General features: G+C 73.1%; 25 protein-coding genes. 20 read left to right on the top strand and 5 right to left on the bottom strand.

The genetic code is table 11. From position 1 onward, the window contains the following. The first annotated feature begins 173 nt into the window (after positions 1-173). The 8 genes from ACLQ2T_RS11430 to ACLQ2T_RS11395 are packed head-to-tail and all read left to right on the top strand — an operon-like array spanning position 174 to position 8,681. Complete coding sequence (locus ACLQ2T_RS11430) at positions 174-1,796, top strand: HAD-IIIA family hydrolase (protein ID WP_425765979.1); 1,623 nt, start codon at positions 174-176, stop codon at positions 1,794-1,796. Next, positions 1,793-2,764: a glycosyltransferase gene (locus ACLQ2T_RS11425; protein WP_425765978.1), complete on the top strand. Its 972-nt coding sequence runs from the start codon at positions 1,793-1,795 to the stop codon at positions 2,762-2,764. Before ACLQ2T_RS11430 ends, ACLQ2T_RS11425 begins: the two co-directional genes overlap by 4 nt. Next, the gene (locus tag ACLQ2T_RS11420; RefSeq protein WP_425765977.1) at positions 2,755-3,972 is read left to right on the top strand and encodes a glycosyltransferase; all 1,218 of its coding nucleotides are present in this window, start codon (positions 2,755-2,757) and stop codon (positions 3,970-3,972) included. Before ACLQ2T_RS11425 ends, ACLQ2T_RS11420 begins: the two co-directional genes overlap by 10 nt. After that, positions 3,969-4,643 carry a D-sedoheptulose-7-phosphate isomerase gene (locus tag ACLQ2T_RS11415; RefSeq protein WP_425766273.1) on the top strand — a complete coding sequence of 225 codons (675 nt, stop codon included), beginning with the start codon at positions 3,969-3,971 and terminating at the stop codon, positions 4,641-4,643. The genes ACLQ2T_RS11420 and ACLQ2T_RS11415 overlap by 4 nt, the downstream gene beginning before the upstream one ends. A gap of 10 nt (positions 4,644-4,653) precedes the next feature. After that, complete coding sequence (locus ACLQ2T_RS11410; protein ID WP_425765976.1) at positions 4,654-6,075, top strand: PfkB family carbohydrate kinase; 1,422 nt, start codon at positions 4,654-4,656, stop codon at positions 6,073-6,075. Then, positions 6,072-6,767 carry an SDR family oxidoreductase gene (locus ACLQ2T_RS11405; RefSeq protein WP_327026852.1) on the top strand — a complete coding sequence of 232 codons (696 nt, stop codon included), beginning with the start codon at positions 6,072-6,074 and terminating at the stop codon, positions 6,765-6,767. The genes ACLQ2T_RS11410 and ACLQ2T_RS11405 overlap by 4 nt, the downstream gene beginning before the upstream one ends. Further along, the gene (locus tag ACLQ2T_RS11400; protein WP_425765975.1) at positions 6,764-7,714 is read left to right on the top strand and encodes a glycosyltransferase family 9 protein; all 951 of its coding nucleotides are present in this window, start codon (positions 6,764-6,766) and stop codon (positions 7,712-7,714) included. The genes ACLQ2T_RS11405 and ACLQ2T_RS11400 overlap by 4 nt, the downstream gene beginning before the upstream one ends. Further along, complete coding sequence (locus ACLQ2T_RS11395) at positions 7,698-8,681, top strand: DNA topoisomerase IB (RefSeq protein ID WP_425766272.1); 984 nt, start codon at positions 7,698-7,700, stop codon at positions 8,679-8,681. The genes ACLQ2T_RS11400 and ACLQ2T_RS11395 overlap by 17 nt, the downstream gene beginning before the upstream one ends. Positions 8,682-8,691: 10 nt before the next feature. Here ACLQ2T_RS11395 and ACLQ2T_RS11390 read toward each other — a convergent pair whose 3' ends face one another. After that, positions 8,692-9,441, bottom strand: a complete 750-nt coding sequence (locus tag ACLQ2T_RS11390) for a TetR/AcrR family transcriptional regulator (RefSeq protein WP_425765974.1) — start codon at positions 9,439-9,441, stop codon at positions 8,692-8,694. Between the two features lie 95 nt (positions 9,442-9,536). On the opposite strand from ACLQ2T_RS11390, the gene ACLQ2T_RS11385 reads away from it, so the two are divergent. After that, positions 9,537-10,502 (top strand): ATP-binding cassette domain-containing protein, encoded by a 966-nt coding sequence (locus ACLQ2T_RS11385; RefSeq protein WP_425765973.1) that lies wholly within the window; start codon positions 9,537-9,539, stop codon positions 10,500-10,502. After that, positions 10,495-11,259 carry an ABC transporter permease gene (locus ACLQ2T_RS11380; RefSeq protein ID WP_425765972.1) on the top strand — a complete coding sequence of 255 codons (765 nt, stop codon included), beginning with the start codon at positions 10,495-10,497 and terminating at the stop codon, positions 11,257-11,259. The genes ACLQ2T_RS11385 and ACLQ2T_RS11380 overlap by 8 nt, the downstream gene beginning before the upstream one ends. Positions 11,260-11,304: 45 nt before the next feature. Here the strand turns inward: ACLQ2T_RS11380 and ACLQ2T_RS11375 are convergent, their stop codons facing one another. After that, positions 11,305-11,808: a hypothetical protein gene (locus tag ACLQ2T_RS11375; protein WP_425765971.1), complete on the bottom strand. Its 504-nt coding sequence runs from the start codon at positions 11,806-11,808 to the stop codon at positions 11,305-11,307. Between the two features lie 72 nt (positions 11,809-11,880). Further along, positions 11,881-13,512, bottom strand: coding sequence for a RecQ family ATP-dependent DNA helicase (locus ACLQ2T_RS11370; RefSeq protein WP_425765970.1), 1,632 nt, complete (start codon positions 13,510-13,512; stop codon positions 11,881-11,883). Between the two features lie 315 nt (positions 13,513-13,827). On the opposite strand from ACLQ2T_RS11370, the gene ACLQ2T_RS11365 reads away from it, so the two are divergent. The 8 genes from ACLQ2T_RS11365 (at position 13,828) to ACLQ2T_RS11330 (ending at position 19,711) form a co-directional block, all read left to right on the top strand. Then, positions 13,828-15,357 (top strand): glycoside hydrolase family 3 protein, encoded by a 1,530-nt coding sequence (locus tag ACLQ2T_RS11365; RefSeq protein ID WP_425765969.1) that lies wholly within the window; start codon positions 13,828-13,830, stop codon positions 15,355-15,357. A gap of 53 nt (positions 15,358-15,410) precedes the next feature. Further along, a complete protein-coding gene (locus tag ACLQ2T_RS11360; protein WP_425766271.1) occupies positions 15,411-15,776 on the top strand; it encodes a hypothetical protein in 366 nt (121 codons plus the stop codon). A gap of 60 nt (positions 15,777-15,836) precedes the next feature. Continuing rightward, complete coding sequence (locus tag ACLQ2T_RS11355; protein ID WP_425765968.1) at positions 15,837-16,658, top strand: DUF1206 domain-containing protein; 822 nt, start codon at positions 15,837-15,839, stop codon at positions 16,656-16,658. Between the two features lie 105 nt (positions 16,659-16,763). After that, positions 16,764-17,954: a mechanosensitive ion channel family protein gene (locus ACLQ2T_RS11350; RefSeq protein WP_425765967.1), complete on the top strand. Its 1,191-nt coding sequence runs from the start codon at positions 16,764-16,766 to the stop codon at positions 17,952-17,954. A 234-nt stretch (positions 17,955-18,188) separates the two neighbouring features. Then, the gene (locus ACLQ2T_RS11345) at positions 18,189-18,659 is read left to right on the top strand and encodes a phage holin family protein (protein WP_425765966.1); all 471 of its coding nucleotides are present in this window, start codon (positions 18,189-18,191) and stop codon (positions 18,657-18,659) included. Next, positions 18,656-18,976, top strand: coding sequence for a DUF3618 domain-containing protein (locus tag ACLQ2T_RS11340; RefSeq protein WP_425765965.1), 321 nt, complete (start codon positions 18,656-18,658; stop codon positions 18,974-18,976). Before ACLQ2T_RS11345 ends, ACLQ2T_RS11340 begins: the two co-directional genes overlap by 4 nt. After that, complete coding sequence (locus ACLQ2T_RS11335; RefSeq protein WP_425765964.1) at positions 18,973-19,245, top strand: DUF4235 domain-containing protein; 273 nt, start codon at positions 18,973-18,975, stop codon at positions 19,243-19,245. The genes ACLQ2T_RS11340 and ACLQ2T_RS11335 overlap by 4 nt, the downstream gene beginning before the upstream one ends. Before the next feature lie 262 nt (positions 19,246-19,507). After that, the gene (locus tag ACLQ2T_RS11330) at positions 19,508-19,711 is read left to right on the top strand and encodes a cold-shock protein (RefSeq protein ID WP_067306996.1); all 204 of its coding nucleotides are present in this window, start codon (positions 19,508-19,510) and stop codon (positions 19,709-19,711) included. A gap of 185 nt (positions 19,712-19,896) precedes the next feature. On the opposite strand, the gene ACLQ2T_RS11325 is transcribed toward ACLQ2T_RS11330, so the two are convergent. Beyond that, positions 19,897-20,091, bottom strand: a complete 195-nt coding sequence (locus tag ACLQ2T_RS11325) for a hypothetical protein (RefSeq protein WP_425766270.1) — start codon at positions 20,089-20,091, stop codon at positions 19,897-19,899. A 50-nt stretch (positions 20,092-20,141) separates the two neighbouring features. Beyond that, positions 20,142-21,125, bottom strand: a complete 984-nt coding sequence (locus ACLQ2T_RS11320; protein WP_425765963.1) for an aldo/keto reductase — start codon at positions 21,123-21,125, stop codon at positions 20,142-20,144. A gap of 90 nt (positions 21,126-21,215) precedes the next feature. Between ACLQ2T_RS11320 and ACLQ2T_RS11315 the strand changes: the two genes are divergently transcribed. Both ACLQ2T_RS11315 and ACLQ2T_RS11310 read left to right on the top strand, forming a co-directional pair. Continuing rightward, positions 21,216-22,010: a trans-aconitate 2-methyltransferase gene (locus ACLQ2T_RS11315; RefSeq protein ID WP_425765962.1), complete on the top strand. Its 795-nt coding sequence runs from the start codon at positions 21,216-21,218 to the stop codon at positions 22,008-22,010. Next, complete coding sequence (locus tag ACLQ2T_RS11310; protein ID WP_425765961.1) at positions 22,007-23,032, top strand: adenosine deaminase; 1,026 nt, start codon at positions 22,007-22,009, stop codon at positions 23,030-23,032. Before ACLQ2T_RS11315 ends, ACLQ2T_RS11310 begins: the two co-directional genes overlap by 4 nt. Positions 23,033-23,183 lie beyond the last annotated feature (151 nt).

The raw sequence follows: 23,183 nt of genomic DNA, 5'->3' as shown, positions 1-23,183 counted from the left end.
GGGTTAGCTTCTCCGGGGCGACGGGTAAGGCCACCGCTGGCGGCGTCATCGGGCCGCCGACGCGCCGGCAGTCGTCCGCCGCGTCGCGATCGACGTTTACTCCTCGGGGCGCCGGGAACCCGCCGCCCGTGCGAGGGGACCATGGGCAACCGGATCAGCGCAGGCCAGCCGAGGTGCCGGCCGGCGCGGGACCGGCCGGTCGCGGGTCCCTGCTGTTCGACGCGGTGCTGCTGGACCGCGACGGCACCCTGATCGAGGACGTGCCGTACAACGGCGATCCGGACAAGGTCCGGGCCATGCCCGGCGCCCGCACGGCGCTGGACCGGCTGCGGGCCGCCGGTCTGCGACTCGCCGTGGTGACCAACCAGTCCGGGCTGGCCCGGGGCCTGTTCACCGAGGGGCAACTGGAGCGGGTGCACGACCGGGTTGAGGAGCTGTTGGGGCCCTTCGACAGTTGGCAGGTGTGCCCGCACGACGACGGGGACGCCTGCGTCTGCCGCAAACCGGCCCCGGGTCTGGTGTACGCCGCAGCCGAGGCCCTGGGCACCGTGCCGGCCCGCTGCGTGCTGATCGGTGACATCGGACGGGACGTCACCGCGGCCCTGGCCGCCGGGGCGGCCGGTGTCCTGGTGCCCACCCCGGTCACCCGGGCCGAGGAGATCGCCGCGGCCCCCTGGGTGGCCGACGACCTGCCCTCGGCGGTCGGCGAGATCCTGCGCCGCCAGCAGGCCCTGCGACCCGCCCTCGCCGGGGCCCCGGCCGACCGGGGACGGACCGTGCTTGTGGTGCGGTCGGACTCGGCGGGCGACGTGCTGGTGACCGGGCCGGGAATCCGGGCGGTAGCCGCCGGTGCCGACCGGGTGGTGCTGCTCTGCGGCCCACGCGGACGGGCCGCCGCCGACCTGCTGCCGGGCATCGACGAGGTGGTGGAGCACCGGTTGCCGTGGATCGACCCGGCACCCGCACCGGTCGACCCGGCGGAGATGACCGCCCTGGTGGCCCGGCTGGCCGCCGTCGGCGCCGACGAGGCGGTGATCTTCACCTCCTTCCACCAGTCGCCGTTGCCGTTGGCCCTGCTGCTGCGGATGGCCGGGGTGGCCCGGATCGCCGCGATCAGCGACGACTACCCCGGAGCCCTGCTGGACGTGCGGCACCGGGTACCGCCCGGGGTGCCGGAGGCCGAACGCGCCCTGTCCCTGGCCGCCGCGGCGGGCTATCCGCTGCCCCCCGACGACCAGCCCCGACTGCGGTTGCGTCCGGCCCCACCGCCTCCACCCGAGGCCGGTGCGCCCGGGTACGTGGTGCTGCACCCCGGATCGGCGGCCCAGGCCCGAGGCTGCCCACCGGAGGTGGCCGAGCGGATCTGCCGGCACCTGGTCCACGCCGGGCACCGGGTGGTGGTCACCGGGGACGCCCAGGAACGCGACCTGACCGCCCGGGTGGCCGGTGCCCACGCGGTGGACCTGGGCGGGCGGACCGGGCTGGCCGAACTGTCCGGGGTGGTCGCGGCGGCCGGGGCGGTCGTGGTGGGCAACACCGGCCCGGCGCACCTGGCCGCCGCCCACGAGGTGCCGGTGGTCAGCCTCTTCGCCCCCACGGTCCCCTTCGGACAGTGGGGCCCCTGGCGGGTGCCGACCGTACGCCTGGGCGACGCCACCGCGCCCTGCCGCGACACCCGGGCCGCGCGCTGCCCGGTACCCGGACACCCCTGCCTGAGCCAGGTGGAACCGGACGCGGTCCTGGCCGCCCTGCGGTTGCTGGACGTGCCCGTCACCAGCAGCGGGAACAGCCGATGAACATCCTGCTCTGGCACGTGCACGGCTCCTGGACCACCTCCTTCGTGCACGGCAAACACCGGTACCTGGTACCGGCCACCCCGGACCGGGGGCCGTACGGCCTGGGTCGGGCCCGCACCTACACCTGGCCGGACAGCGCGGCCGAGGTGAGCCCGGAGCAGTTGCGTAGCGCCGAGGTGGACCTCGTCATCCTGCAACGCCCGGAGGAACTGGACCTGGCGACGCAGTGGCTCGGCCGCCGGCCCGGCCGGGACCTGCCGGCGATCTACGTGGAGCACAACACCCCCAAGGACGGCGACGTCCCGCACAGCCGCCACCCCATGGCCGACCGGGACGACCTGCTGATCGCGCACGTGACCGCGTTCAACGAACTCTTCTGGGACACCGGGGCCACCCGGACCACGGTCATCGACCACGGCATCGTGCCACCGGCGGTGGAGTACACCGGTGAACTGGACCGGCTGGCCGTGGTGATCAACGAGCCGGTACGCCGGTGGCGGGTCACCGGGACCGACCTGCTGCCCCGGTTCGCCGAGATCGCCCCGCTGGACGTGTTCGGCATGAAGGTGGCCGGGCTGGCCGACCACCTGGGGCTGCCCGCCGACCGGCTGACCAGCCACGACGACGTGCCGCAGCACCGGATGCACGCCGAGTTGGCGCGCCGCCGGGCGTACCTGCACCTGTGCCGGTGGACCTCGCTGGGGCTGAGCCTGATCGAGGCGATGAGCATCGGTATGCCGGTGGTGGCGCTGGCCACCACGGAGGCGGTGATGGCGGTGCCGCCGCAGGCCGGGGCGCTCTCCACCCGGGTGGACACCCTGCTGGCCGCCGCCGGCCGGTTCGTCGCCCAGCCGCAGCAGGCCCGCCGGGTGGGCCGGGTGGCCCGCGCCGTCGCCCGGGAGCGCTACGGCCTCGACCGTTTCCTCGCCGACTGGGACCGGCTGCTGGAGGAGGAAGTATGCGGATAGCGATGATCTCGGAGCACGCCAGCCCGCTAGCCATCCTGGGCGGCGAGGACGCCGGTGGTCAGAACACCCATGTCGCGGAGCTGTCCGCCGCGCTGGTCGCCGCCGGGCACGAGGTGCGGGTCTACACCCGGCGCGACGCGGTCGACCTGCCGGTGACCGTACGCACCGCGGACGGCTACGAGGTGGTGCACGTACCGGCCGGGCCGGCCGAACCGGTGGTCAAGGACGCCCTGCTGCCGCACATGCGCCCCTTCGGGGCCTGGCTGGTGGAGCAGTGGCGCGGCGGGGACTGGACCCCCGAGGTGATCCACGCGCACTTCTGGATGAGCGGACTGGCCGCCCTCCAGGCCGGTCGGGCCACCGGCATCCCGGTGGTGCAGACGTACCACGCCCTGGGCACGGTCAAGCGCCGCCACCAGGGGGTGCAGGACACCAGCCCGGCCCGCCGCATCGGCTACGAACTCCAGCTCGGCCGCGCCGTCGACCGGGTCGTCGCGCAGTGCCGGGACGAGGTCGGTGAGCTGGTCCGGATGGGCGTGCCCCGCTCGGCGATGACCGTCATCCCGTCCGGGGTGAACCTGGGCACCTTCGCCCCGCTGGGCCCGGCCGCCGAGCGGGAACCCGTCCGGCCCCGGATCCTCACGGTCGGACGACTGGTGGAACGCAAGGGGTTCCAGACCGTGGTGCGGGCCATGGCCCACGTACCCGAGGCGGAGTGTGTGGTCGTGGGTGGGCCACCGGCCGGGTTGCTGGAGGCCGACCCGTACGCCCGGCGGTTGCGGGCCCTGGCCGGCAGCTGCGAGGTGGCCGACCGGGTCCGGTTGGTGGGGGCGGTGCCCCGGGAGGAGATGGGCCGCTGGTACCGGTCGGCGGACATCCTGGTCGCCGCCCCCTGGTACGAGCCCTTCGGCCTGACCCCGCTGGAGGCGATGGCCTGCGGGGTGCCCGTGGTGGCCACCGCCGTCGGGGGTCTGCGCGACACCGTGGTCGACGGGGTGACCGGGGATCTGGTGCCGGCCCGGGATCCCCGGGCGCTGGGCGAGGCGCTGCGGCGGCTGCTCGACGACCGGATCCGCCGGTTCGCCTACGCGGGCGCGGCCCGGGCCCGGGCCCGGCAGCACTACTCCTGGACGGTGACCGCCCAGCGGCTGGCCGAGGTGTACGCCGAGGTGGTCGCCGTACGTCGGCCGACCCGGGTGGTGGCCTGATGCCGGCGGCCACCCTGTTGGAGCGGCACCTGGCCAACCTGGCGGTGGCCCTGCCGCCGTACCGACGCTGCGAGCCGCTGCTCGCCCGGTGGGGGGCCACCCTGGCCCGGCGGCTCACCGACGGCGGTCGGCTGCTGGTGGCCGGCAACGGCGGCAGCGCCGCCGAAGCCCAACACCTGACGGCCGAACTGGTCGGCAAGTTGCGTGAGGACCGGCAGCCCCTGTCGGCGATCGCCCTGCACGCCGAGACCTCGGCGTTGACCGCGATCGGCAACGACTACGGCTACGACGAGGTCTTCGCCCGCCAGGTCCGCGCCCACGGGCGGCCGGAGGACGTCCTGCTGCTGCTGTCCACCAGCGGCGGCAGCGGCAACCTGCTGGCCGCCGCCCGGGCCGGGCGGGAGACCGGGCTGCGCTGCTGGGCCTTCACCGGCCCGGCCCCGAACCCCCTGGCCGAGGTGTGCCACGAGGTGCTGGCCGTGGAGTCGCCGGACAGCCAGGTCGTGCAGGAACTGCACCTGGTCTCCAGCCACCTGCTCTGCGAGTACGTCGAACAGGCGCTGCCGGACTGCCTGCCGGAGACGGAGCCGGTCGCACCGGCGGTGGGTCCGGTCCGGACCGGTGTCGAGGTGGTGCTGGACGGCGACGTCGGGCGACCGGTCGAGGCGTGAGGAGGCAATCGTGACAGGACCCGTGGTGGTGCTCGGCGACACCCTGCTCGACCGCGACGTCGAGGGCGTGGTGAACCGGCTCTGTCCGGACTCCCCGGTGCCGGTCCTCGACGAGATCACCCACCTGGACCGGCCGGGCGGGGCGGGTCTGGCCGCCGTCTTCGCGGCGGCCCAGGGCGCCGAGGTGGTGCTGATCACCGCGCTGGCGGAAGACGCCGGTGCGGCCCGCCTCGGGGTGTTGCTGGCCGCCGCCGGGGTGCAGGTGTATCCGTTGCGGCTGACCGGAGCCACCCCGGAGAAGATTCGGCTGCGGGCCGGTGGGCGGGTGCTGCTGCGCCACGACCGGGGTGGTGGCGCCGGCGAGCCGGGGGAGCCCGCGGCGGCTGTGCTGCGGGTGATCGAACGCGCCTCCGTGGTGCTGGTCAGCGACTACGGCCGGGGGGTGGCCCGGCAACCAGCGCTGCGGGCGGCCCTGGCGGCGACCCGGGCCCCGGTGGTCTGGGATCCGCACCCGCGTGGACCGGCGGCCGTGCCCGGGGTGCACCTGGCCACCCCGAACGAGGCCGAGGTGCGGCATCTGGTGGAGGCACCGGTCGGGGCGACCCGGTTGGCCACCGCCGCCGAGGGGGCCGAGCGGCTGCGGCAGCGGTGGCGTTCGGGCGCGGTCGCGGTGACCCTGGGGGCCGAGGGCGCCCTGCTCAGTCAGGCCGACTCCACCCCCCTGATGGTGCCCGCTCCGGTCGCCGCCGAGGGGGACACCTGCGGTGCGGGAGATCGTTTCGCGGCCACCGCCAGCCTGGCCCTGGCCGGTGGGGCGGTGGTCTCCGAGGCGGTCCGGGAGGCCGTCACCGAGGCCTCGGCGTACGTGGCCGACGGGGGAGTGGCCACCGCACTGCCACCGCCGGTCCGGCGGGCCCCGCAGCCGGTGCACGCCCCGGCCGCGGAGGACCGGGTGGGGGTGGCCGCGGCCGCCGCCGTGGTGGCCCGGGTCCGGGCCGCCGGGGGCACCGTGGTCGCCACCGGCGGCTGCTTCGACCTGCTGCACGCCGGTCACCTGGCCACCCTCCAGGCCGCCCGGCAACTCGGCGACTGCCTGGTGGTGTGCCTGAACTCCGACGCCAGCGTCACCGGGCTCAAGGGCCCGCAGCGGCCGGTCATCGGGCAGGTCGACCGGGCTCGGCTGCTGGCCGCGTTGAGCTGCGTCGACGCGGTGGTGATCTTCGAGGAGTCGACCCCGGCTGCGGCCCTGTCCTGGCTGCGACCGGACATCTGGGTCAAGGGTGGCGACTACGCCACCGGTGGGGCCGAGGCCCTGCCCGAGGCGGAGATCCTGCGCCGCTGGGGCGGCCACAGCGTGGTGGTGCCCTACCTGGACGGACGCTCCACCACCGGACTGATCGCGGCCACCCGGTCCACCGGAGCACTGGCATGAGCACCCCGGAGATCGGCCGGACGGTACTGGTCACCGGCGGTTCCAGCGGCCTGGGCGCGGCCGTGGTCGCCGCGGTGGCCCGATCCGGCGGCCGACCCCTCGTGCTCGACCGGCAGGCACCCGCCGACGGGGTGCCGTGGATCGAATGCGACCTGGCCGACACCCGGGGCGCGGAGCAGGCCACCCGTCGGCTGGTCGAGCGGACCGGGGGACTGGACGCGGTGGTCACCGCGGCGGGCATCGACGTGCCCGGTCGACTGGCCGAGGTGCCCGGCGAGACCTGGGATCGGATCGTGGCGGTGGATCTGCTGGCCACCGCCGCGGTGATCCGGGCGGCGTTGCCCTTCCTGACGGCCTCCCGGGGCCACATCGTCACGGTGGCCTCCACCCTGGGGCTGAAGGCGGTCAGCGACGCCACCGCGTACTGCGCGGCGAAGTTCGGGGTGGTCGGGTTCACCCGGGCGCTCGCCGCCGAGTTGGCCGGGACGGTGGGGGTGACCCTGCTGATCCCGGGTGGGATGCGGACGGCCTTCTTCGACGATCGGGACCCGCAGTACCGGCCCGGACCGGACGCGATCCTCAACGAGCCGGGGGACACCGCCGCCGCGATCATGTTCGCGTTGTCCCAGCCCGCCGGCTGCGCGGTACGCGAGCTGGTGGTCTGCGCCGAGCAGGAGACCTCCTACCCGTGATCCTGGCCCTGCGTGCCCTGGGCGTCGGTGACCTGGCCACGGCGGTCCCGGCGCTGCGGGGGTTGCGGGCGGCGTACCCCGATTCGGAACTGGTGCTGGCCGCGCCGGCCTGGTTGGCGCCGCTGGTCGAGCTGGTCGGCGGGGTCGACCGGTTGCTGCCGACCGCCGGGCTGAGGCGGCTGGACCGACCCGGGGCGGCGGTCGAGGTGGCGGTGAACCTGCACGGCCGGGGCCCGGACTCGCACCGGCTGCTGGCCACCGTGGACCCCGGTCGGTTGTTCGCCTTCGCCAACCCCGAGGCGGGGCAGCTCGACGGGCCGGGGTGGGACGACGACGAGCACGAGGTGGTGCGGTGGTGCCGCCTGCTGGCGGGCTACGGCATCGCGGCCGACCCCACGGATCTGGATCTGCGTCGGCCGCCGCCGTCGAACCTGGCCGGTGTGACCGTGCTGCATCCCGGGTCCAAGGTGCCGGCCAAGCGGTGGCCGCCCGACCGGTACTCGGCCCTGGCCCGGCGGCTGACCGAGCAGGGACACCGGGTGGTGCTGACCGGCAGTGCCCGGGAACGCCCCACGGTGGCCCGGATCGCGGCGCGGGCCGGCCTGTCCCCGGAGGCGGTGCTGGCCGGGGGCACCGACCTCGCCGGGCTGGCGGCCCTGGTGGCCGACGCCCGCCTGGTGGTCAGCGGGGACACCGGGGTGGCGCACCTGGCCACCGGTTACCGCACCCCCTCGGTGGTGCTCTTCGGCCCGGTCCCGCCCAGCCGGTGGGGGCCGCCGCCGGAGCGGCGACGGCACCGGGTGCTTTGGGTCGGGCCGGGGGCATGGCCGGACTGGGACGGGGTAGGTAGTCACCCTACGATGGCCGCGCTCGATCTCGACCGGGTGCTGGGGGCCGTCGACGGGGTGGAACGGGCGGTGCGTGCGGACCGTGCGGTTGCGGCGTAGCGATCCGGGTCGGCCGGGGTACGGACGCCGCCGGCGCGGCCAGGGCTGGTCGTACCTGGGACCGGACGGGACCCCGGTGGGCGACCCCGACGAGCTGGCCCGGTTGCGGTCGCTGGTCATTCCGCCGGCCTGGCGGCAGGTCTGGATCTCGCCGTACCCCAACGGGCACATCCAGGCCACCGGGATCGACGCCGCCGGCCGCAAGCAGTACCTCTACCACCCTCTCTGGCGTCAGCGTCAGGATCAGGCGAAGTTCGACCATGTGCTGGAGGTGGCCCGTCGGCTGCCGGTGCTGCGGGAGCGGGTGGGCCGGGATCTGGCCGGGCGGGGGCTGCGCCGGGAACGGGTGCTGGCCACGGTGACCCGGCTGCTGGACATGGGCACCTTCCGGGTCGGCGGGGACCAGTACGCCGCCGGTGAGGACCCGACCTTCGGGGTGGCCACCCTGCGCCCGGAGCACGCCCGGCTGCGGCAGGGTTGTGTGGTCTTCGCCTTCCCCGCCAAGGGGGGTGTGGAGCAGGTGCGGTCGGTCTCCGACCCGGAGCTGTGCCAGGTGCTGGTCGACCTGCGTAGGCGGCGCCGCTCGGCCCAGCGGCTGTTCGGCTACTGGGACGGGCGGGACTGGCGGGACGTGCGGGCCGACGAGGTCAACGACTATCTGCGTGCGGCCAGCGGCGGGGAGATGACCGCCAAGGACTTCCGGACCTGGCACGCGACCGTGCGGGCGGCCACCGAACTGGCCGCGCTCGGGGCACCCCGGTCGGTGACGGCCCGTCGTCGGGCGGTGGCCGGGGTGATGCGGGAGGTGGCCCAGCTGCTGGGCAACACCCCGACGGTGGCCCGTACCTCCTATGTGGATCCCCGGGTGGTCGACCTGTTCCACGACGGGGTGCTGGCGCCGGTACGCCCGGACACCCCTCGTGACCAGGCCGAGCGGGCGGTGTTGACCCTGTTGGAGCGGGCCTGAGGGGGCCTGCTCAGGCCGGGCCCGAGGCGCGGTTGCGGATCAGCACCTCGACCCCGTCGAGCATCCGTTCCAGGCCGAAGCGCCAGTCCTCGTCGGGGTGCTCCTCCTCGTCGAAGGTCTCGGCCAGCAGTTCGTGGATGGCGGGGTACGGGCCGGGGGCGGTGAGCACGGCCAGGTGGCGCCAGTAGCGCAGGCCCACCTCCTCGGGGGTCTGCCCGGACCGGGCGGCGGCCTCGGCGAGATCCACACTGATCATGGCCCAGCTGCGCGCGTACCCGCTGACCAGCATGATGGTGGAGATCCGCTCGGTGGCCCGCAGCCCGGTGCCGCGCAGGGCGATCAGCCCGTACTCGAACCAGCGGACCTGGTTCGGGTTGATCGGCGGACCACTGATCGCCACGTGTCGCATCCAGGGCTGTCGGCGCAGCGCCACGAGGTTGCCCTCACCCCAGCGGGCCAGGGCGGATCGCCAACCCTCCTCGGGGCCGCGAGGTGGTGGCGGCGGGCCGAAGGCGGTGTCGACCATGAGGTCGAGCAGGTCGTGTTTGGTCGGCACGTACCGGTACAGCGACATGGTCGACACCCCCAGCTCGCTGGCGACCCGGCTCATCGACACCGCGGGCAGCCCTTCGGCCTGCGCGACCTGGATGCCGGTGGCGACCACCTGTTCCAGGCTGAGACTGCGCTTGGGGCCCCGACTGGACCGGTCGCGCAGCCCCCACGCGAGCGCGATGTTCTCGGGCAGTTCGACCTCGCCCACCCCACCTCCCAGTAACGGCTTGACCGCCATCCTATCTTCTGCGTACGGTCTACGCATTAAAGCGTATGCCATACGCAGATTAACGGAGGTGGATCATGGCCAACGGACCCCCGGCGGTGGAACTGGACGACCTGCGCAAGACCTACGGCAGGCTCGTGGTGCTGGACGGGCTGACCATGCGGGTGGACACCGGCGGAGTGCACGCCCTGCTGGGCCCCAACGGGGCGGGCAAGACCACCACGGTGCGGATCCTGGCCACCCTGACCCGCCCGGACAGCGGTACCGCCCGGGTGGCCGGGCACGACGTGCGGCGTAGCCGTCGGCAGGTCCGGCGGGTGATCAGCCTCGCCGGCCAGCACGCCGCCCTGGACGACGGGCAGACCGGGGTGGAGAACCTGACCATGCTGGCCCGGTTGACCGGGCTCTCCGGGCCCGCCGCCCGCCGTCGGGCCGCCACCCTGCTGGAACGGTTCGATCTCGTCGAGGCCGCCGGTCGGCGGGTGCGGACCTACTCCGGGGGGATGCGCCGTCGGCTCGACCTGGCGGCCAGCCTGGTCGGCACCCCGTCGGTGATCTTCCTGGACGAGCCGACCACCGGGCTGGACCCCCGCAGTCGACAGGGCCTGTGGGAGGTGATCGGCGAACTGGCCCAGGCCGGGGTCACCGTGCTGCTGACCACCCAGTACCTGGAGGAGGCGGACCGGCTGGCCGACCGGATCACCGTGCTGCACCAGGGCCGGCTGGCCGCCGAAGGCACGGCCACCGAACTCAAGCGACGGTTCGGGGCCCAGCGACTGGAGCTGATCTGGCGGGACCCGGCCGGTTTCGCGCAGGTGGCGCAGCGCCTCGGTGGCCGGGTCCTGCGCCAGGACCCGGCCCGGCTGGCCCTGGCGGTCAGCACCGACGGCAGCGCGCCGCAGGTACGCCGACTTCTCGACGAGATCGACCCGGACCGGCACGGGGTGGTCCGGTTCACCGTCCGGGAGGCGACCCTGGACGACGTCTTCCTGACCCTCACCGGCCGACCGGCCGCCGCACGACCGGAGGTGACCCGTGTCTGAGCTGGCGCTGCGGGGTGCCCAGACCGGGGTGATGATCGGCCGCTGCGTCCGACTCTCCCGACGCAACATCGATGCCCTGCTCACCTCGCTGGTGCTGCCGGTGCTGCTGATGCTGCTCTTCGTCTACCTCTTCGGCGGGGCGATCGACACCGGCTCGGCCTACGTGACCTATGTCGTACCCGGGGTGCTGCTGCTCTGCGCCGGGTTCGGCGCGGCGGGCACCGCGGTGAGCGTCACCACCGACCTGACCGAGGGGATGATCGAGCGGCTGCGCACGATGGACGTGGGAGCCACCTCGATCCTCGCCGGGCACGTGGTGGCCAGCGTGGCCCGCAACCTGGTGGCCACCACCCTGGTGCTGACGGTGGCCGTGGCCATCGGGTTCCGGCCGGCCGTCGCGCCGTCGCGCTGGCTGGCCGCCGCCGGGCTGCTGGTGTTGTTCCTGCTCGCGGTCTCCTGGGTGTCCGCGGCCTTCGGTCTGCTGGCCCGGACCCCGGAGGCGGCCAACGGCTACACCTTCCTGGTGATGTTCCTGCCGTACCCGAGCAGCGCCTTCGTGCCGGTGGAGACCATGCCCGGTTGGCTGCGCGGCTTCGCGGAGCACCAGCCGATCACCCCGGTCATCGAGTCCCTGCGCGGGCTGCTGCTGGGCACCCCGGTCGGATCGGCACCGGCCCAGGCGGTGGCCTGGTCCCTCGGCATCCTGACCCTCGGGGTGGTGCTCTCGGCGGTGCTGTTCCGCCGACGGGTCGGCTGACCTAACAGGTACGGCGGCGCCGACCGGTGCCGCCGTACCCTCAGGTCAGTCGTTGAGGACCTGCGCCAGCCGGTCGCGGAAGCGGCGCTCCGAGGCGCTGACCACGCTGCCGCCCAAGCCCAGGACCCCGCCGCTGCTGGCCGCGCCGACCACCTGGTCGGCGATCTCCACCAGCCAGTGCCGGTACGCGCCGGCCGCACCCTCGTCGACCTTGGCCGCCAACAGCTCCATGGCCTCCTTGGCGCGGGCCAGGACGTCCTCGGCGTAGGTGCGCGGGTCGGCGGGGGCGATGGCGGGCAGTTCCTCGCCGGCCTCCGGGTCGCCCACCCGGGTCACCAGCTCACCGGCGACCGCCGCCACCAGGGGACTGGCCGACTCCCGGCCGGCGGAGATGCTCTCCAGCCCGGCGGCGCTCTCGGCCATGGTCGCCTTGGTGCCGTCGGACTCGGCGGCACTCGCCGCGGTGAGCACCGACTGCGGCAGACCGACGAGCAGCCCCCATTCGTCGTCGGTGAAACCGAAACCGGTGTACGCCGGCTGTTCGATCATGTGCCTCTCCCGCTCGTCGTCGGTCTTCTCCTCGGCCGGACCCGGGCGGGTGCGGCCGGCGGTCGGCCCAGGTTAGTCCAGCGACAGCAGCCCTTGTTCGGACACCACGCTGACCGACAGGGTCTTGTACCCGACCTCGTCGAACAGCACCGTCATCCGGCCCTCCTCGTAGCTGAGCACCAGGCCCGGCCCCCACTCCGGATGCCGGACCTGGCTGTGCACCGGGAAGGGACCCACCGCACCGTCGTCGGCGGCACTGGTGCCGGCGTGGCAGTTGTCGCAGTGCCCGCAGATCTCGCTCATCTGCTCCCCGAAGTACGCCAGCAGGGTCTGTCCACGGCAGGCGCTGGTCTCGGCGAAGGCACGCATCATGTCGGTACGCGAGCGGGTCAGGTTCTGTTGCCGTTCGGCCTCGGCCAGGGCGGCCTCGGCGGCCTCCACGGGGGTGGGGGAGTAGCGGGGTGCCCCGATCCGCTGCCCCGCCCGGGGTTGGGCGGCACCCACCTGCTCCAGCAACGCCAGGTACTGACCGAGCTTGCGGGGCCCCAGGCCGGTGCTCTCGCGCAGCTCCTTACGGGTGCTCGGGCCACTGCGCAGCAACGCGGCCAGGTCGCGCAGCTCGGTGGGGTCCGGCAGGCCACCGCTGAAGTACCGCTGCAACCCGACGTCCTCGGCCTGCCACAGCAGCAGGAGCCGGGCGGGCTGGCCGTCGCGTCCCGCGCGACCGATCTCCTGGAAGTAGCTGTCCGGCGAGTCGGGCAGCGCCATGTGCACCACCCAGGCGATGTTGGGCTTGTCGATACCCATGCCGAACGCCGAGGTGGCCACCATGATCGGCACCTGGTCGGCGAGGAAGGCCTCGTGCAGGCGGGCCCGGGCACCTCCGGACATCCCGCCGTGGTAGTACTGCGCCGGGAAGCCGGCCGAGGTCAGTCGCTCGGCCAACTCCTCGGCGGCGCGCCGGGTGGGCACGTAGATGATGCCGGGCCGCTCGTCCTGCTCCAGCAGGGCGATCAGCCGCCGCCACCGGTAGTCCTCGGTCGGGCAGTGCGCCACCTCGAGGAAGAGGTTCGGCCGGTCCAACCCGGACACCACGATCTCCGGCTCGCGTAGCCGGAGCCGGGCGACGATGTCCTCGCGTACCGGTGGGGAGGCGGTCGCGGTCAGCGCCACCACCGGCGGGCGGCCCAGGCCCTCGATGAGCTGGCCCAGGGCCAGGTAGTCCGGGCGGAAGTCGTGTCCCCAGGCGGAGATGCAGTGCGCCTCGTCGATGGCGACCAGGGCGGGCTTCAGCTCGCGCACCTCGGCCAGTCGCTGGGGGTTGGCCAACTGCTCCGGGGTGATGAACAGGAACTCGGCCCGGCCGTCGCGGATCTCGGCGATCGCCTCGGCCTGCTGGCCGGGTGTCTCGTCCGAGCTGATCCGCACCGCCCGCAGCTCCGGTCGCCGGCGTTCGTTGAGGGCGGCGATCTGGTCCTGTTGCAGGGCCAGCAGCGGCGAGATCACCACGGTGGGGCCGGGGATCAGGCTGGCCGGGATCTGGTAGATCGCCGACTTGCCGGCGCCGGTGGGCAGGACCACCAGGGCGTCGCGGCGCTTCATCACGGCCCGCATGGCGGCGAGCTGGTTGGGCCGCAGGGTGCTCCAACCGAACAGGCTGCGAGCCGCGCGGCGCAACGACATCGAGTGCGTGGTCAGTTTCATCGAGGGCCGCAGGTACCCGGGCGGCCTGATGCCGAAACCGGACCACCTCCCGGGTCGGACCACCTCAGCGGCGGCTCAGCGCCGGAACATCGCCCGGATCGCCAGCAGCAACAGCAGGCCGCCGACCACCAGGCCGAGCAGGCGTACGCCGGGAATGTCGGCCGGGCTGGTCGCGTCGCTCAGCAGCAACTCCATCCCCGCACTCTCGCCGGGCAGGGCCCCCAAGGCAACTGTAAGGTTTATTGACTATTCTCGGGTGCGAGTGTGACCATGGCTGCACCGTCGGGTGGCGGTACGAAGTGGAGGAGAGCAGGCATGAGGGCGTCCAACGGAAACCTGGCGGCGCTGGCGAACGCGGTGCTGCAGCCCGGTTTCGTCGGGACGGTCCCGCCCGACTGGGTCCGTCGCCTCCTCGGCGAAGGGCTCGGATCGGTGGTCCTGTTCAGCCGTAATGTCGTCGACCCGGCCCAGGTGAGCGCGCTGACCGCCGCCCTGCGGGCGGAACGGCCGGAGGTGATCGTCGCGATCGACGAGGAGGCCGGCGACGTCACCCGGATCGAGTGGGTGCGGGGCAGTTCCCGACCTGGCAACCTGGCCCTCGGCATGGTGGACGACCCGGCGCTCACCGAGGAGGTGGCCCGTGATCTCGGCGCCGAACTGGCCGCCGCCGGAGTGACCCTGAACTACGCCCCGGACGCCGACGTGAACTCCAATCCGGACAATCCGGTGATCGGGGTGCGCTCCTTCGGCGCCGACGCCGCCCTGGTGTCCCGGCACACCACCGCCTGGGTACGCGGCCTGCAGTCCAGCGGGGTCGCCGCCTGCGCCAAGCACTTCCCGGGCCACGGCGACACCCATGTCGACTCCCACCACGACCTGCCCCGGATCACCGCCGACCGGGCCCGCCTGGACGCCGTCGAGCTGGCCCCCTTCCGGGCCGCCGTCGCCGCGGGGGTGCAGGCGGTGATGACCGGTCACCTGCTGGTGCCGGCGCTGGATCCGCAACTCCCGGCCACCCTGAGCAGTCGGATCCTCGGTGGTCTGCTCCGCGAGGAGTTGGGCTTCCAGGGGGTGGTGGTGACCGACGGGATGGAGATGCGGGCGGTGTCCGGCCAGTACGGCCTGCCCGGGGCGGTGGTCCGCGCCCTGGCCGCCGGTGCGGACGCGATCTGTGTCGGCGGCGAGCACGCCGACGAGCAGGTCGTCGATCAGATGCGGGAGGCCATCGTCGCCGCGGTCGTCGCCGGGGAACTGCCGGAGGAACGCCTGGCCGAGGCGGCCAAGCGGGTCGGCCAACTGGCCGCCTGGACCCTGGCCGCCCGAACCGGGTCGGTCGGCGGCCGGGCCGGGTCGGTCGAGGGCGGGTTCGAGGGGGCGGGTTCGAGGGTCGGACTGGCCGCCGCCCGACGGGCGGTCCGGGTCACCCGGACCGATGGGCAGCGGGCCCTGCCCCTGGTCGGCGCCGCGCATGTGGTGGAGTTCGCCCCACCGCACCACCTGGCGATCGGAACGGCCACCCCCTGGGGGGTGGCCGCCCCCCTGGCCGAACTGCTGCCGGGCACCACCGCAGTCCGCTACACCGAGGAGGCCACCCCGGCCGATCCGAGCGCCGGGGCCGCCGGCCGTCCCCTGGTCCTGGTGGTGCGGGACCTGCACCGGCACTCCTGGATGCGGGCCGCGGTCGACCGGGCCCTGGCCACCCGACCCGACGCGGTGGTGGTGGAACTGGGGGTCCCCGCCCTGGTCACCGGGCCGGTGCACATCGCCACCCACGGCGCCACCCGGGCCTGCGGGCGGGCCGCGGCCGAGGTGCTCAGCGGGGCCGCCGACACCCCCGGCTGGTGACCGGCTCGCGCACCGACGGGGATTCGCGGGCCTCTCGTACCCTGGGCGGCGTGATGAACCGACCCTCCGCCGGTAAGACTTCCCCCACCTCCCTCGGTAAGCTCGCCGGTCTGCTGGCCGGGCTGGCCCTGAGCACCGCCCTGCTGGCCGGTTGCAGCTCGGAAGGGGCCAGCACCGACTGCGGGCTGGACGCCTGCACGGTGACCTTCGACCGTGGGGTCGAGGCCAACGCCAACATTCTCGGTGTCGAGGCCAAGCTGGTCGGCGTGCAGAACGACCAGGTCACCCTGGACATCGCCGGTGAGCAGTTGACCCTGACGGTCGGCCAGCAGGCCACCGAGGTCGGTGGTCTGGCGGTCACCTTGGACAGCGTCACCGATTCCCAGGTCGCGGTGCGAATCTCCCGCAACCCGGGCTGACGGTCACGACGGGCGGCGGCACCACGTTTGGAAATCTTCGGGTTCGGTGATTGAGGGCCTATGTCTCTCACCCGGAACGCCGAAGCCACCGCCGCCCGTACGGCCGACAGCCGGTGGCTGGAACTACTCGCCCGGGCCGGTTTCATCGGCTACGGGATCGTCCACCTGTTGTTCGGCTGGCTGGTCCTCCAGCTCGCGTTCGGCAAGTCTGCCGACGACGGCGACCAGTCCGGCGCGCTGCGCACCCTGGCGGCGCAACCCATGGGCAAGTTTGTCGTCGTCGCGATCGCCGTCGGCATGCTGGCCATGGCGATCTGGCAGGCCCTGGAGGCGGCCGTCGGGCACCACGCCGCACAGGGCAACGACCGGACCAAGGAGCGGGTCGTCTCCGCCGCCCGGACGGTCATCTACCTCTGGCTGGCCTGGACGGCCTGGAAGGTCTTCTCCAACGCCAACTCCGACAGCGCCTCCCAGCAGGAGGAGCTCACCGCGCGGATGATGGAGTCCACCGGTGGCCGCTGGCTGGTCGGCCTGGCCGGCCTGGTCCTCGCCGGGGTCGGCGTGGGCATGGCCATCTACGGGGCCAAGAAGAAGTTCATGAAGCGGCTCAAGACCGGCGAGATGGACGCCCGGACCACCCAGCTCGCCCGTCGTCTCGGCATGGCCGGCTACATCTCCCGGGGCAGCGCCTTCGCGGTCACCGGTCTGCTGGTCGTGCTGGCTGCGGTCAACTACGACCCGGAGAAGGCCCGAGGGCTCGACGCCGCCCTGCGTACGCTGCGTGACCAGCCCTTCGGCACCATCCTGCTGATCCTGATCGGCCTCGGCATCGCCGCCTTCGGCGTCTACTGCTTCCTCCAGTCCCGCTACCGCAAGGTCTGATCCTCCGGCCGGCCACCGCCTCCCAGCGGTGGCCGGCGGCGGCGATCCGAGGCACGATAGCCCCTTTGTGCGGATCTTGCCGTCGGCTCGGAGGAGGAGCAACACGTGCACAGCTACCTGGTAACGGTCGTCGCCGCGCTCGCCGCGGCGGCGACCGCCGTCGTCGTCGTGGAGGTGGTGCATCGGCTGATCAAACGGTGGGGCCGCCGTTCGGTGCTGCTTACCGAGTTGGCCGAGCACGCCCACCGGGCCGCCCAGGTGGCCGCGACCGTGCTGGCGGTGCAGTTCGCCATCCGCTTCAGCACCGGGTACGCCGTCGGCACCGCCGGGCGCCAGGTGATCCTGCATCTGCTGGTGCTCACGGTCATCGCTGCCACCGCCTGGCTGGTCGCCTCCCTGCTGGTGGTGTTCGAGGACACCGCCCTGGCCCGGTTCCGGGTCGACGTGCCGGACAACCGCCAGGCCCGCCGGGTGCGTACCCAGGTGGTCATGCTCCGCCGGGTCACCATCGTGGTGATCGTGATCCTCACGGTCGGCGTGATGCTGATGACCTTCCCGGCCGTACGCGGCATCGGCGCCGGTGTGCTGACCAGTGCCGGGGTGGTCGGTATCGTCGCCGCCCTGGCCGCCCAGAGCCTGCTCGGCAACCTCTTCGCCGGGCTGCAACTGGCCTTCAGCGACGCGGTCCGCCTCGACGACGTGGTGGTGGTCGAGGGGGAGTGGGGCCGCATCGAGGAGCTGACCCTCACCTACGTGGTCGTGCAGATCTGGGACGACCGGCGGCTGATCCTGCCCACCTCCTACTTCATCAACACCCCGTTCCAGAACTGGACCCGCACCGAGGCCGCCGTGCTGGGCACGGCCGAGTTCGAGGTCGACTGGTCGGTTCCGGTGCAGGCCATGCGGGAGGAACTGCGTCGCCTGGTGGAGGGCACCGAGCTGTGGGACGGTCGGGTCTGCGTACTCCAGGTGACGGACGCCACCGGCGGCATGATCAAGATTCGGGCGTTGGTGAGCGCCGGCAGTGCCGGGGCCCTGTGGGACCTGCGCTGCCTGGTCCGGGAACACCTGGTGGCGTGGGTACGCGACCACCGGCCCACCGCGATGCCCCGACTGCGCGCCGAGGTCGGCGACGGCACCGGCACCCTGCCCTGGCAGTGGGTACGACCCGCGCGGGCGCCCCGCCGCCACGCCGAGGTGCCGGACGATGCGCGCCTGTTCGGCGGCAGTGACGACGGCGAGGCCCGCAGCGAGGCCTTCGTCGGCCCGGAGGAACCCGCGCAGGCCCGCCACTGACCCCCGGGCCCACGGGCGTGGCTCGCCTGCTGATCGGGGCAGAAGAACCGCCCTGATCGGGGAGAAACCGCCGCCCGCCGGGGTTTGTCGTCGGGTTTTCCGGGGACCTGCTGCGGGACGCTTCTGTCCCATCTCTCGGTGTCTGCGCCGCGCGGTAAGTCGACCATCCGCAGGCAGGATTGACCGGCGCCGAGTTCGGGCACACAGCGCGAAGATGAACGAGAGGGGGACAGCATGGCCGACGTGGCGAACATCCGGGCATCCCACAACGGGAGGACATCCCACAACGGGAGGACACCCCACAATGGGGGCGAACCGTCCACCGCCGAGTTGGTCCAGCGGGCGACCGAGCAGGTCTCCCGCCTGGTACGCGACGAACTGACGCTGGCCCGCGCCGAGGTGACGGAGAAGGGCAAGCGGGCCGGCATCGGAGTCGGTCTGCTCGCCGGGGGCGGCGTGTTCGCGTTCTTCGGTCTCGCCGCGCTGATCACCACCGCGATCCTGCTGCTGGCCCTGGTGCTGCCGGCGTGGGCCGCCGCCCTGATCGTGGGGGTGGCCATGTTCCCGATCGCCGGGGTGCTCGCCCTGATCGGACGACGGCAGGTTCGTCGGGCGGTGCCGCCGGTGCCGCAGGCGACCGTGCGCAGCCTGCGCGCCGACGTCGACGTGGTCAGCGCCGCGGTCCGGGACAGGGGGCGGGCATGACACGCAACGGCACCGGCGACACCGAGGCGCTGCGGGAGGAGATCCAGCGCACCCGGGTCGAGCTGGGCGAGACGATGGAGGCGCTGGCCGCCAAGGCCGACATCAAGAAGCGGCTGAGGTCCTCTGCGGACCAGACCCGGGAACGGGTACGGGACCAGGCCGCGGTGACGGTGGCGCGGATGCGCGCGCAGACCGGGATGCGGCGCGACGCCGCGACGGGTGATGCCCGCAGCGGTCCGGCCCCCTTCCTGGCGCTGGCCGCCGGAGCGGTCGTCGCCGCGGTGATTCTGGCCATCATCCAGGGGAGGCGTGGATGAGTAACAAAATCGGCAAAGCGGCCTACCGGCCGGTCGGCGTGCTGATGGGGCTGGCCGCCGGTGCGCTCGCGGGTGTCATCTTTCGTCAGGTGTGGAAGATGACCGCTGGGGACGGTGAGGCGCCCAACCCCACCGACGAGGACCGCCGGTGGGCCGAGATCCTGGCCGCCGCCGCCTTGCAGGGTGCCATCTTCTCGGTGGTACGGGCCGCTGTGGACCGGGGCGGAGCGGTCGGGGTACGCCGGTTGACCGGCAGTTGGCCCGATTAGACCCGCCCGGTAAGGGGCCCTTCGACTCGTGCGCGGCCACCACCCAGTGGGACTGACCTATCCGTCAGGTCACATGTCGGAGAATTTCGTCCGGTAGGCTGTGCAGAGTTTTTGCGTACGTGGTTTGCTATTCCACGCTGTTGAGAGATGGCGTGGGTTGAGAGAAGTCTCCTTCACCGGGGGCCGCCTCAGGCACCGCTGCTCGAAAACGGCCAACCGGCCGCACGGCGTGCTTGGCCGCCAGTTTTAGAAGGAGATACACATGGCGCAGGGTACCGTGAAGTGGTTCAACGCTGACAAGGGCTTCGGCTTCATCACCGTCGATGGCGGGGGTGCTGACGTGTTCGTCCACTTCTCGGCAATCCAGTCCAGCGGCTACCGCTCGCTGGAGGAGAACCAGCGGGTGGAGTTCGAGATCGCCCAGGGCCAGAAGGGTCCGCAGGCCGAGCAGGTCCGCCCCCTCTGACAACACCGGTCGGCGGCTGCCGGCCAGTGGCGCGGCCGCCCCAGACATCGGTGTGAAGCCCCGCGTTCCTACCGGACGCGGGGCTTTTCCGTGCGCGGGGCTTTCCGTGCCCGGCCGGGGAATCCACCCCCGACCGGGCCCACCGCATCCGGTACCCGACCACAAGGTCCGGTACCGAGTGCGGGTCAGCGGCGGTTGCGGGCCCGTACCCCCAGCCAGAGTAGGACCAGCCCGGACACCATCAGCACCGGGCCGATCACGGCCCAGATCCGGTGACCGGTCATCACACTGTCCTCGACGTAGCCCAGCCCCTGCACCGTGCAGGCCGCGCCGAGGACCACCCCCAGCAGGCCGAGGGTCAGCCGGAACCAGCCGCTCATCACGACCTGCTTGTCCTCGGGCCGGTCGGTGACCCCGCCGGCCGGTTCGTTCACCATCGGTGATGCACCTGCGGTCGGATCAGCTCGTCGTAGACCGCGGTCACCTCGGCCAGTTCCGATGTCGACAGTGGGGGCTGACCGGCCGCGGCGACATTGGCGCGGGCCTGTGCCCCGTCCCGGGCCCCGGGGATCACCACGGTGACCCCCGGCTGGTCGAGCACCCAGCGCAGGGCGAACTGGGCCATCGTCCGGCCGTCGCCGACCAGGGGGGCCAGCCGGCGTACGGCGGCCAGGCCGGTGGCGAAGTCGACACCGGAGAAGGTCTCCCCGACATCGAAGGCCTCCCCGTGCCGGTTGAACGACCGGTGGTCGTCCGCGGCGAAGGTGGTGTGCTCGTCGTAGCGGCCGGAGAGCAGCCCACTGGCCAGCGGAACGCGGGCGATGATGCCGACCCCGGCGCTCGCGGCGGCCGGCAGCACCCGTTCGATCGGCTTGTGGCGCAGCGCGTTGAGGATGATCTGAACGCTGGCCACCCCCGGCCGGGCGATCGCGGTCAGGGCCTCCTCGCAGGTCTCCACACTGACCCCGTACGCGGCGATGCGCTTCTCCTCGACCAGGGTGTCGAGGGCGTCGAAGACCGCGTCGTCGGCGAAGACCACCGTCGGTGGGCAGTGCAACTGCACCAGATCCAGAGTGTCCATTCCGAGGTTCGCCCGGGACCGGTCGGTCCAGGCCCGGAAATTGTCCAGGGTGTACGCCTCGGGGGTCTGCGGTACCCGGCGGCCCATCTTGGTGGCCACCGTCAGTACGGCCTCCGGGTGGGCCGCGCGGAACCGCCCGATCAGCTGCTCGCTGCGCCCGTCGCCGTACACGTCGGCGGTGTCCAGGAAGGTGACCCCGGCCTCGACGGCGGCGCTGAGCACCGCCATCGCGTCGTCCTCGCTGACCGTGCCCCAGTCGGCGCCGAGCTGCCAGGCGCCCAGGCCCACCACGCCGGCCTGCCGGCCGAGTCGGGGGAAGGTGCGTTGCTCCATGGGGCGAGCCTAGTGGCCACGGTTGCCTCCGGCCGGGTCGGGCCGTACTCTAACAAGACGTACGTACGGTTTTTATTTTGGGAGGTCGGGATGTGGGACCCGAAGACCTATCTGCGCTACCGCGACGAGCGCTCCCGGCCCTTTCATGACCTGCTCGCCCGGGTGGCCGCCGACCGGCCCCACACGGTGGTCGACCTAGGCTGCGGTCCGGGTTCCCTGACCGCCACCCTCGCCGCCCGCTGGCCGGACAGCCGGATCATCGGGCTGGACTCCTCGGCCGAGATGATCGCCCAGGCCGCCGCCCTGGACACCCCGGTCACCTTCGAGGTGGCCGACCTGCGGGACTGGCACCCCGACCCGAGCACCGAGGTGGTGGTCAGCAACGCCGCCCTTCAGTGGGTGCCCGGTCACCGGGACCTGCTCACCAGGTGGGCCGGTGAGCTACCGCCCGGTGCCTGGCTGGCCGTGCAGATGCCGGGCAACTTCACCGCCGGATCGCACCGCGCGCTGCGCGAGGTCGCCGCAGACCCGGCCTGGCAGGCCGACCTGCTTCCGTTGCTGCGCGCCGAACCGGTCGCCGAACTGGTCGACTACGCCGAGTCGCTGGTCGATGCCGACTGTGCGGTGGACGCCTGGGAGACTGTCTATGTGCACCTGCTGGCGGCCCCGCCCGACGCGGACCATCCGGTGTTGACCTGGATGGAGGGCACCGCCCTGCGTCCGGTCCGGGCCGCGCTGGACCCGGCCCGCTGGTCGGCCTTCCGGGCCGCCCTGGGGGTACGCCTGACCGAGGCGTACCCGGTGCGGCAGGGGCAGGTGTACTTCCCGTTCCGCCGGATCTTCGTCGTCGCCCGAACCGGCGCCAGCGCCCAGGAGAGTCTGTGACCGATCTGCCCACCTTCATCGCCGGACTGCCCAAGGTGGAGCTGCACGTGCACCACGTCGGCTCCGCCCTGCCCCGGATCGTGGCCGAGTTGGCCGCCCGGCACGAGGGACGCACCCCGGTCCCGGCGGATCCGCAACTGCTGGCCGACTACTTCGTGTTCCGTGACTTCGCGCACTTCATCGAGCTGTACCTCAGCGTCGTGGATCTGATCCGCGACCAGGAGGACGTCTGGATCCTCACCCACGAGGTGGCCCGCGAGTTGGCCCGCCAGCAGGTCCGCTACGCCGAGCTGACGGTGACGCCGTACTCGCACGTGCGCCGGGGGATCCCCGCTGCGGCTTTCTGCGAGGCCATCGAGGACGCCCGCAAGCGGGCCGCCGCCGACTTCGGCATCGAGCTGCGCTGGTGCTTCGACATCCCGGGAGAGGCCGGCCTGGCCGCCGCCGAGGAGACCCTGCGGATCTCCCTGGAGCAGCGACCGGAGGGGCTGGTCAGCTTCGGCCTCGGCGGGCCCGAGATCGGGGTGCCGCGCCCGCAGTTCAAGCCCTACTTCGACCAGGCCCGGGCGGCCGGGCTGCGTTCGGTGCCGCACGCCGGGGAGACCACCGGCCCGCAGACCGTCTGGGACGCCCTGCGCGAGCTGGGGGCCGAGCGGATCGGGCACGGCATCTCCGCCGCCGGAGACCCGAGGCTGCTGGAGTACCTGGCCGAGCGGCAGATCCCGATGGAGGTGTGCCCGACCTCGAACGTGCGGACCCGGGCGGTGCCCCGCATCGAGGAGCACCCGCTGCCCCGCCTGATCGAGGCCGGGCTGCTGGTCACCATCAACTCCGACGACCCGCCGATGTTCGGCACCACCCTCAACGACGAGTACGCCGTGGCCGCCCGTCTGCTGGAGGCCGGCCCGGCGCAGGTGGCGCAACTGGCCCGCAACGCGGTGACCGCGTCCTTCCTCGACGAGACCGGCAAGCGGCAGATCCTCGACGAGATCGACGCCTACCTGGCCGCCGCGTCGGCCTGAGAGACCCGAGCCGATCGAGGGGCGCGCGGCGGAAGACAGGTACGTGGGGGGACCGTGTCTCCCGCCGCGCGCACGGCTCCACCGGCCGGTGCGCTGGGAGCGGAAGGCCGGGGGAACTGCTGGTTTCGCACCGAATCCTGACAGTGCTCGG

This window comes from Micromonospora sp. DT229 (assembly GCF_049844505.1).
Classification (GTDB): domain Bacteria; phylum Actinomycetota; class Actinomycetes; order Mycobacteriales; family Micromonosporaceae; genus Micromonospora.
The sequence above is the reverse complement of the archived record's forward strand: the minus strand, read 5'-3'. Positions and strand labels throughout refer to the sequence as shown.

Excerpts from the sequence above, each read along its gene's own strand:
- ACLQ2T_RS11330 (WP_067306996.1), top strand. The coding sequence starts at position 19,508 with ATGGCGCAGGGTACCGTGAAGTGGTTCAACGCTGACAAGGGCTTCGGC.
- ACLQ2T_RS11325 (WP_425766270.1), bottom strand. The coding sequence starts at position 20,091 with ATGAGCGGCTGGTTCCGGCTGACCCTCGGCCTGCTGGGGGTGGTCCTC.
- ACLQ2T_RS11340 (WP_425765965.1), top strand. The coding sequence starts at position 18,656 with ATGACACGCAACGGCACCGGCGACACCGAGGCGCTGCGGGAGGAGATC.
- ACLQ2T_RS11420 (WP_425765977.1), top strand. The coding sequence starts at position 2,755 with ATGCGGATAGCGATGATCTCGGAGCACGCCAGCCCGCTAGCCATCCTG.
- ACLQ2T_RS11355 (WP_425765968.1), top strand. The coding sequence starts at position 15,837 with ATGTCTCTCACCCGGAACGCCGAAGCCACCGCCGCCCGTACGGCCGAC.
- ACLQ2T_RS11370 (WP_425765970.1), bottom strand. The coding sequence starts at position 13,512 with ATGAAACTGACCACGCACTCGATGTCGTTGCGCCGCGCGGCTCGCAGC.
- ACLQ2T_RS11335 (WP_425765964.1), top strand. The coding sequence starts at position 18,973 with ATGAGTAACAAAATCGGCAAAGCGGCCTACCGGCCGGTCGGCGTGCTG.
- ACLQ2T_RS11315 (WP_425765962.1), top strand. The coding sequence starts at position 21,216 with ATGTGGGACCCGAAGACCTATCTGCGCTACCGCGACGAGCGCTCCCGG.
- ACLQ2T_RS11365 (WP_425765969.1), top strand. The coding sequence starts at position 13,828 with ATGAGGGCGTCCAACGGAAACCTGGCGGCGCTGGCGAACGCGGTGCTG.
- ACLQ2T_RS11385 (WP_425765973.1), top strand. The coding sequence starts at position 9,537 with ATGGCCAACGGACCCCCGGCGGTGGAACTGGACGACCTGCGCAAGACC.
- ACLQ2T_RS11425 (WP_425765978.1), top strand. The coding sequence starts at position 1,793 with ATGAACATCCTGCTCTGGCACGTGCACGGCTCCTGGACCACCTCCTTC.
- ACLQ2T_RS11360 (WP_425766271.1), top strand. The coding sequence starts at position 15,411 with ATGAACCGACCCTCCGCCGGTAAGACTTCCCCCACCTCCCTCGGTAAG.
- ACLQ2T_RS11405 (WP_327026852.1), top strand. The coding sequence starts at position 6,072 with ATGAGCACCCCGGAGATCGGCCGGACGGTACTGGTCACCGGCGGTTCC.
- ACLQ2T_RS11375 (WP_425765971.1), bottom strand. The coding sequence starts at position 11,808 with ATGATCGAACAGCCGGCGTACACCGGTTTCGGTTTCACCGACGACGAA.
- ACLQ2T_RS11320 (WP_425765963.1), bottom strand. The coding sequence starts at position 21,125 with ATGGAGCAACGCACCTTCCCCCGACTCGGCCGGCAGGCCGGCGTGGTG.
- ACLQ2T_RS11345 (WP_425765966.1), top strand. The coding sequence starts at position 18,189 with ATGGCCGACGTGGCGAACATCCGGGCATCCCACAACGGGAGGACATCC.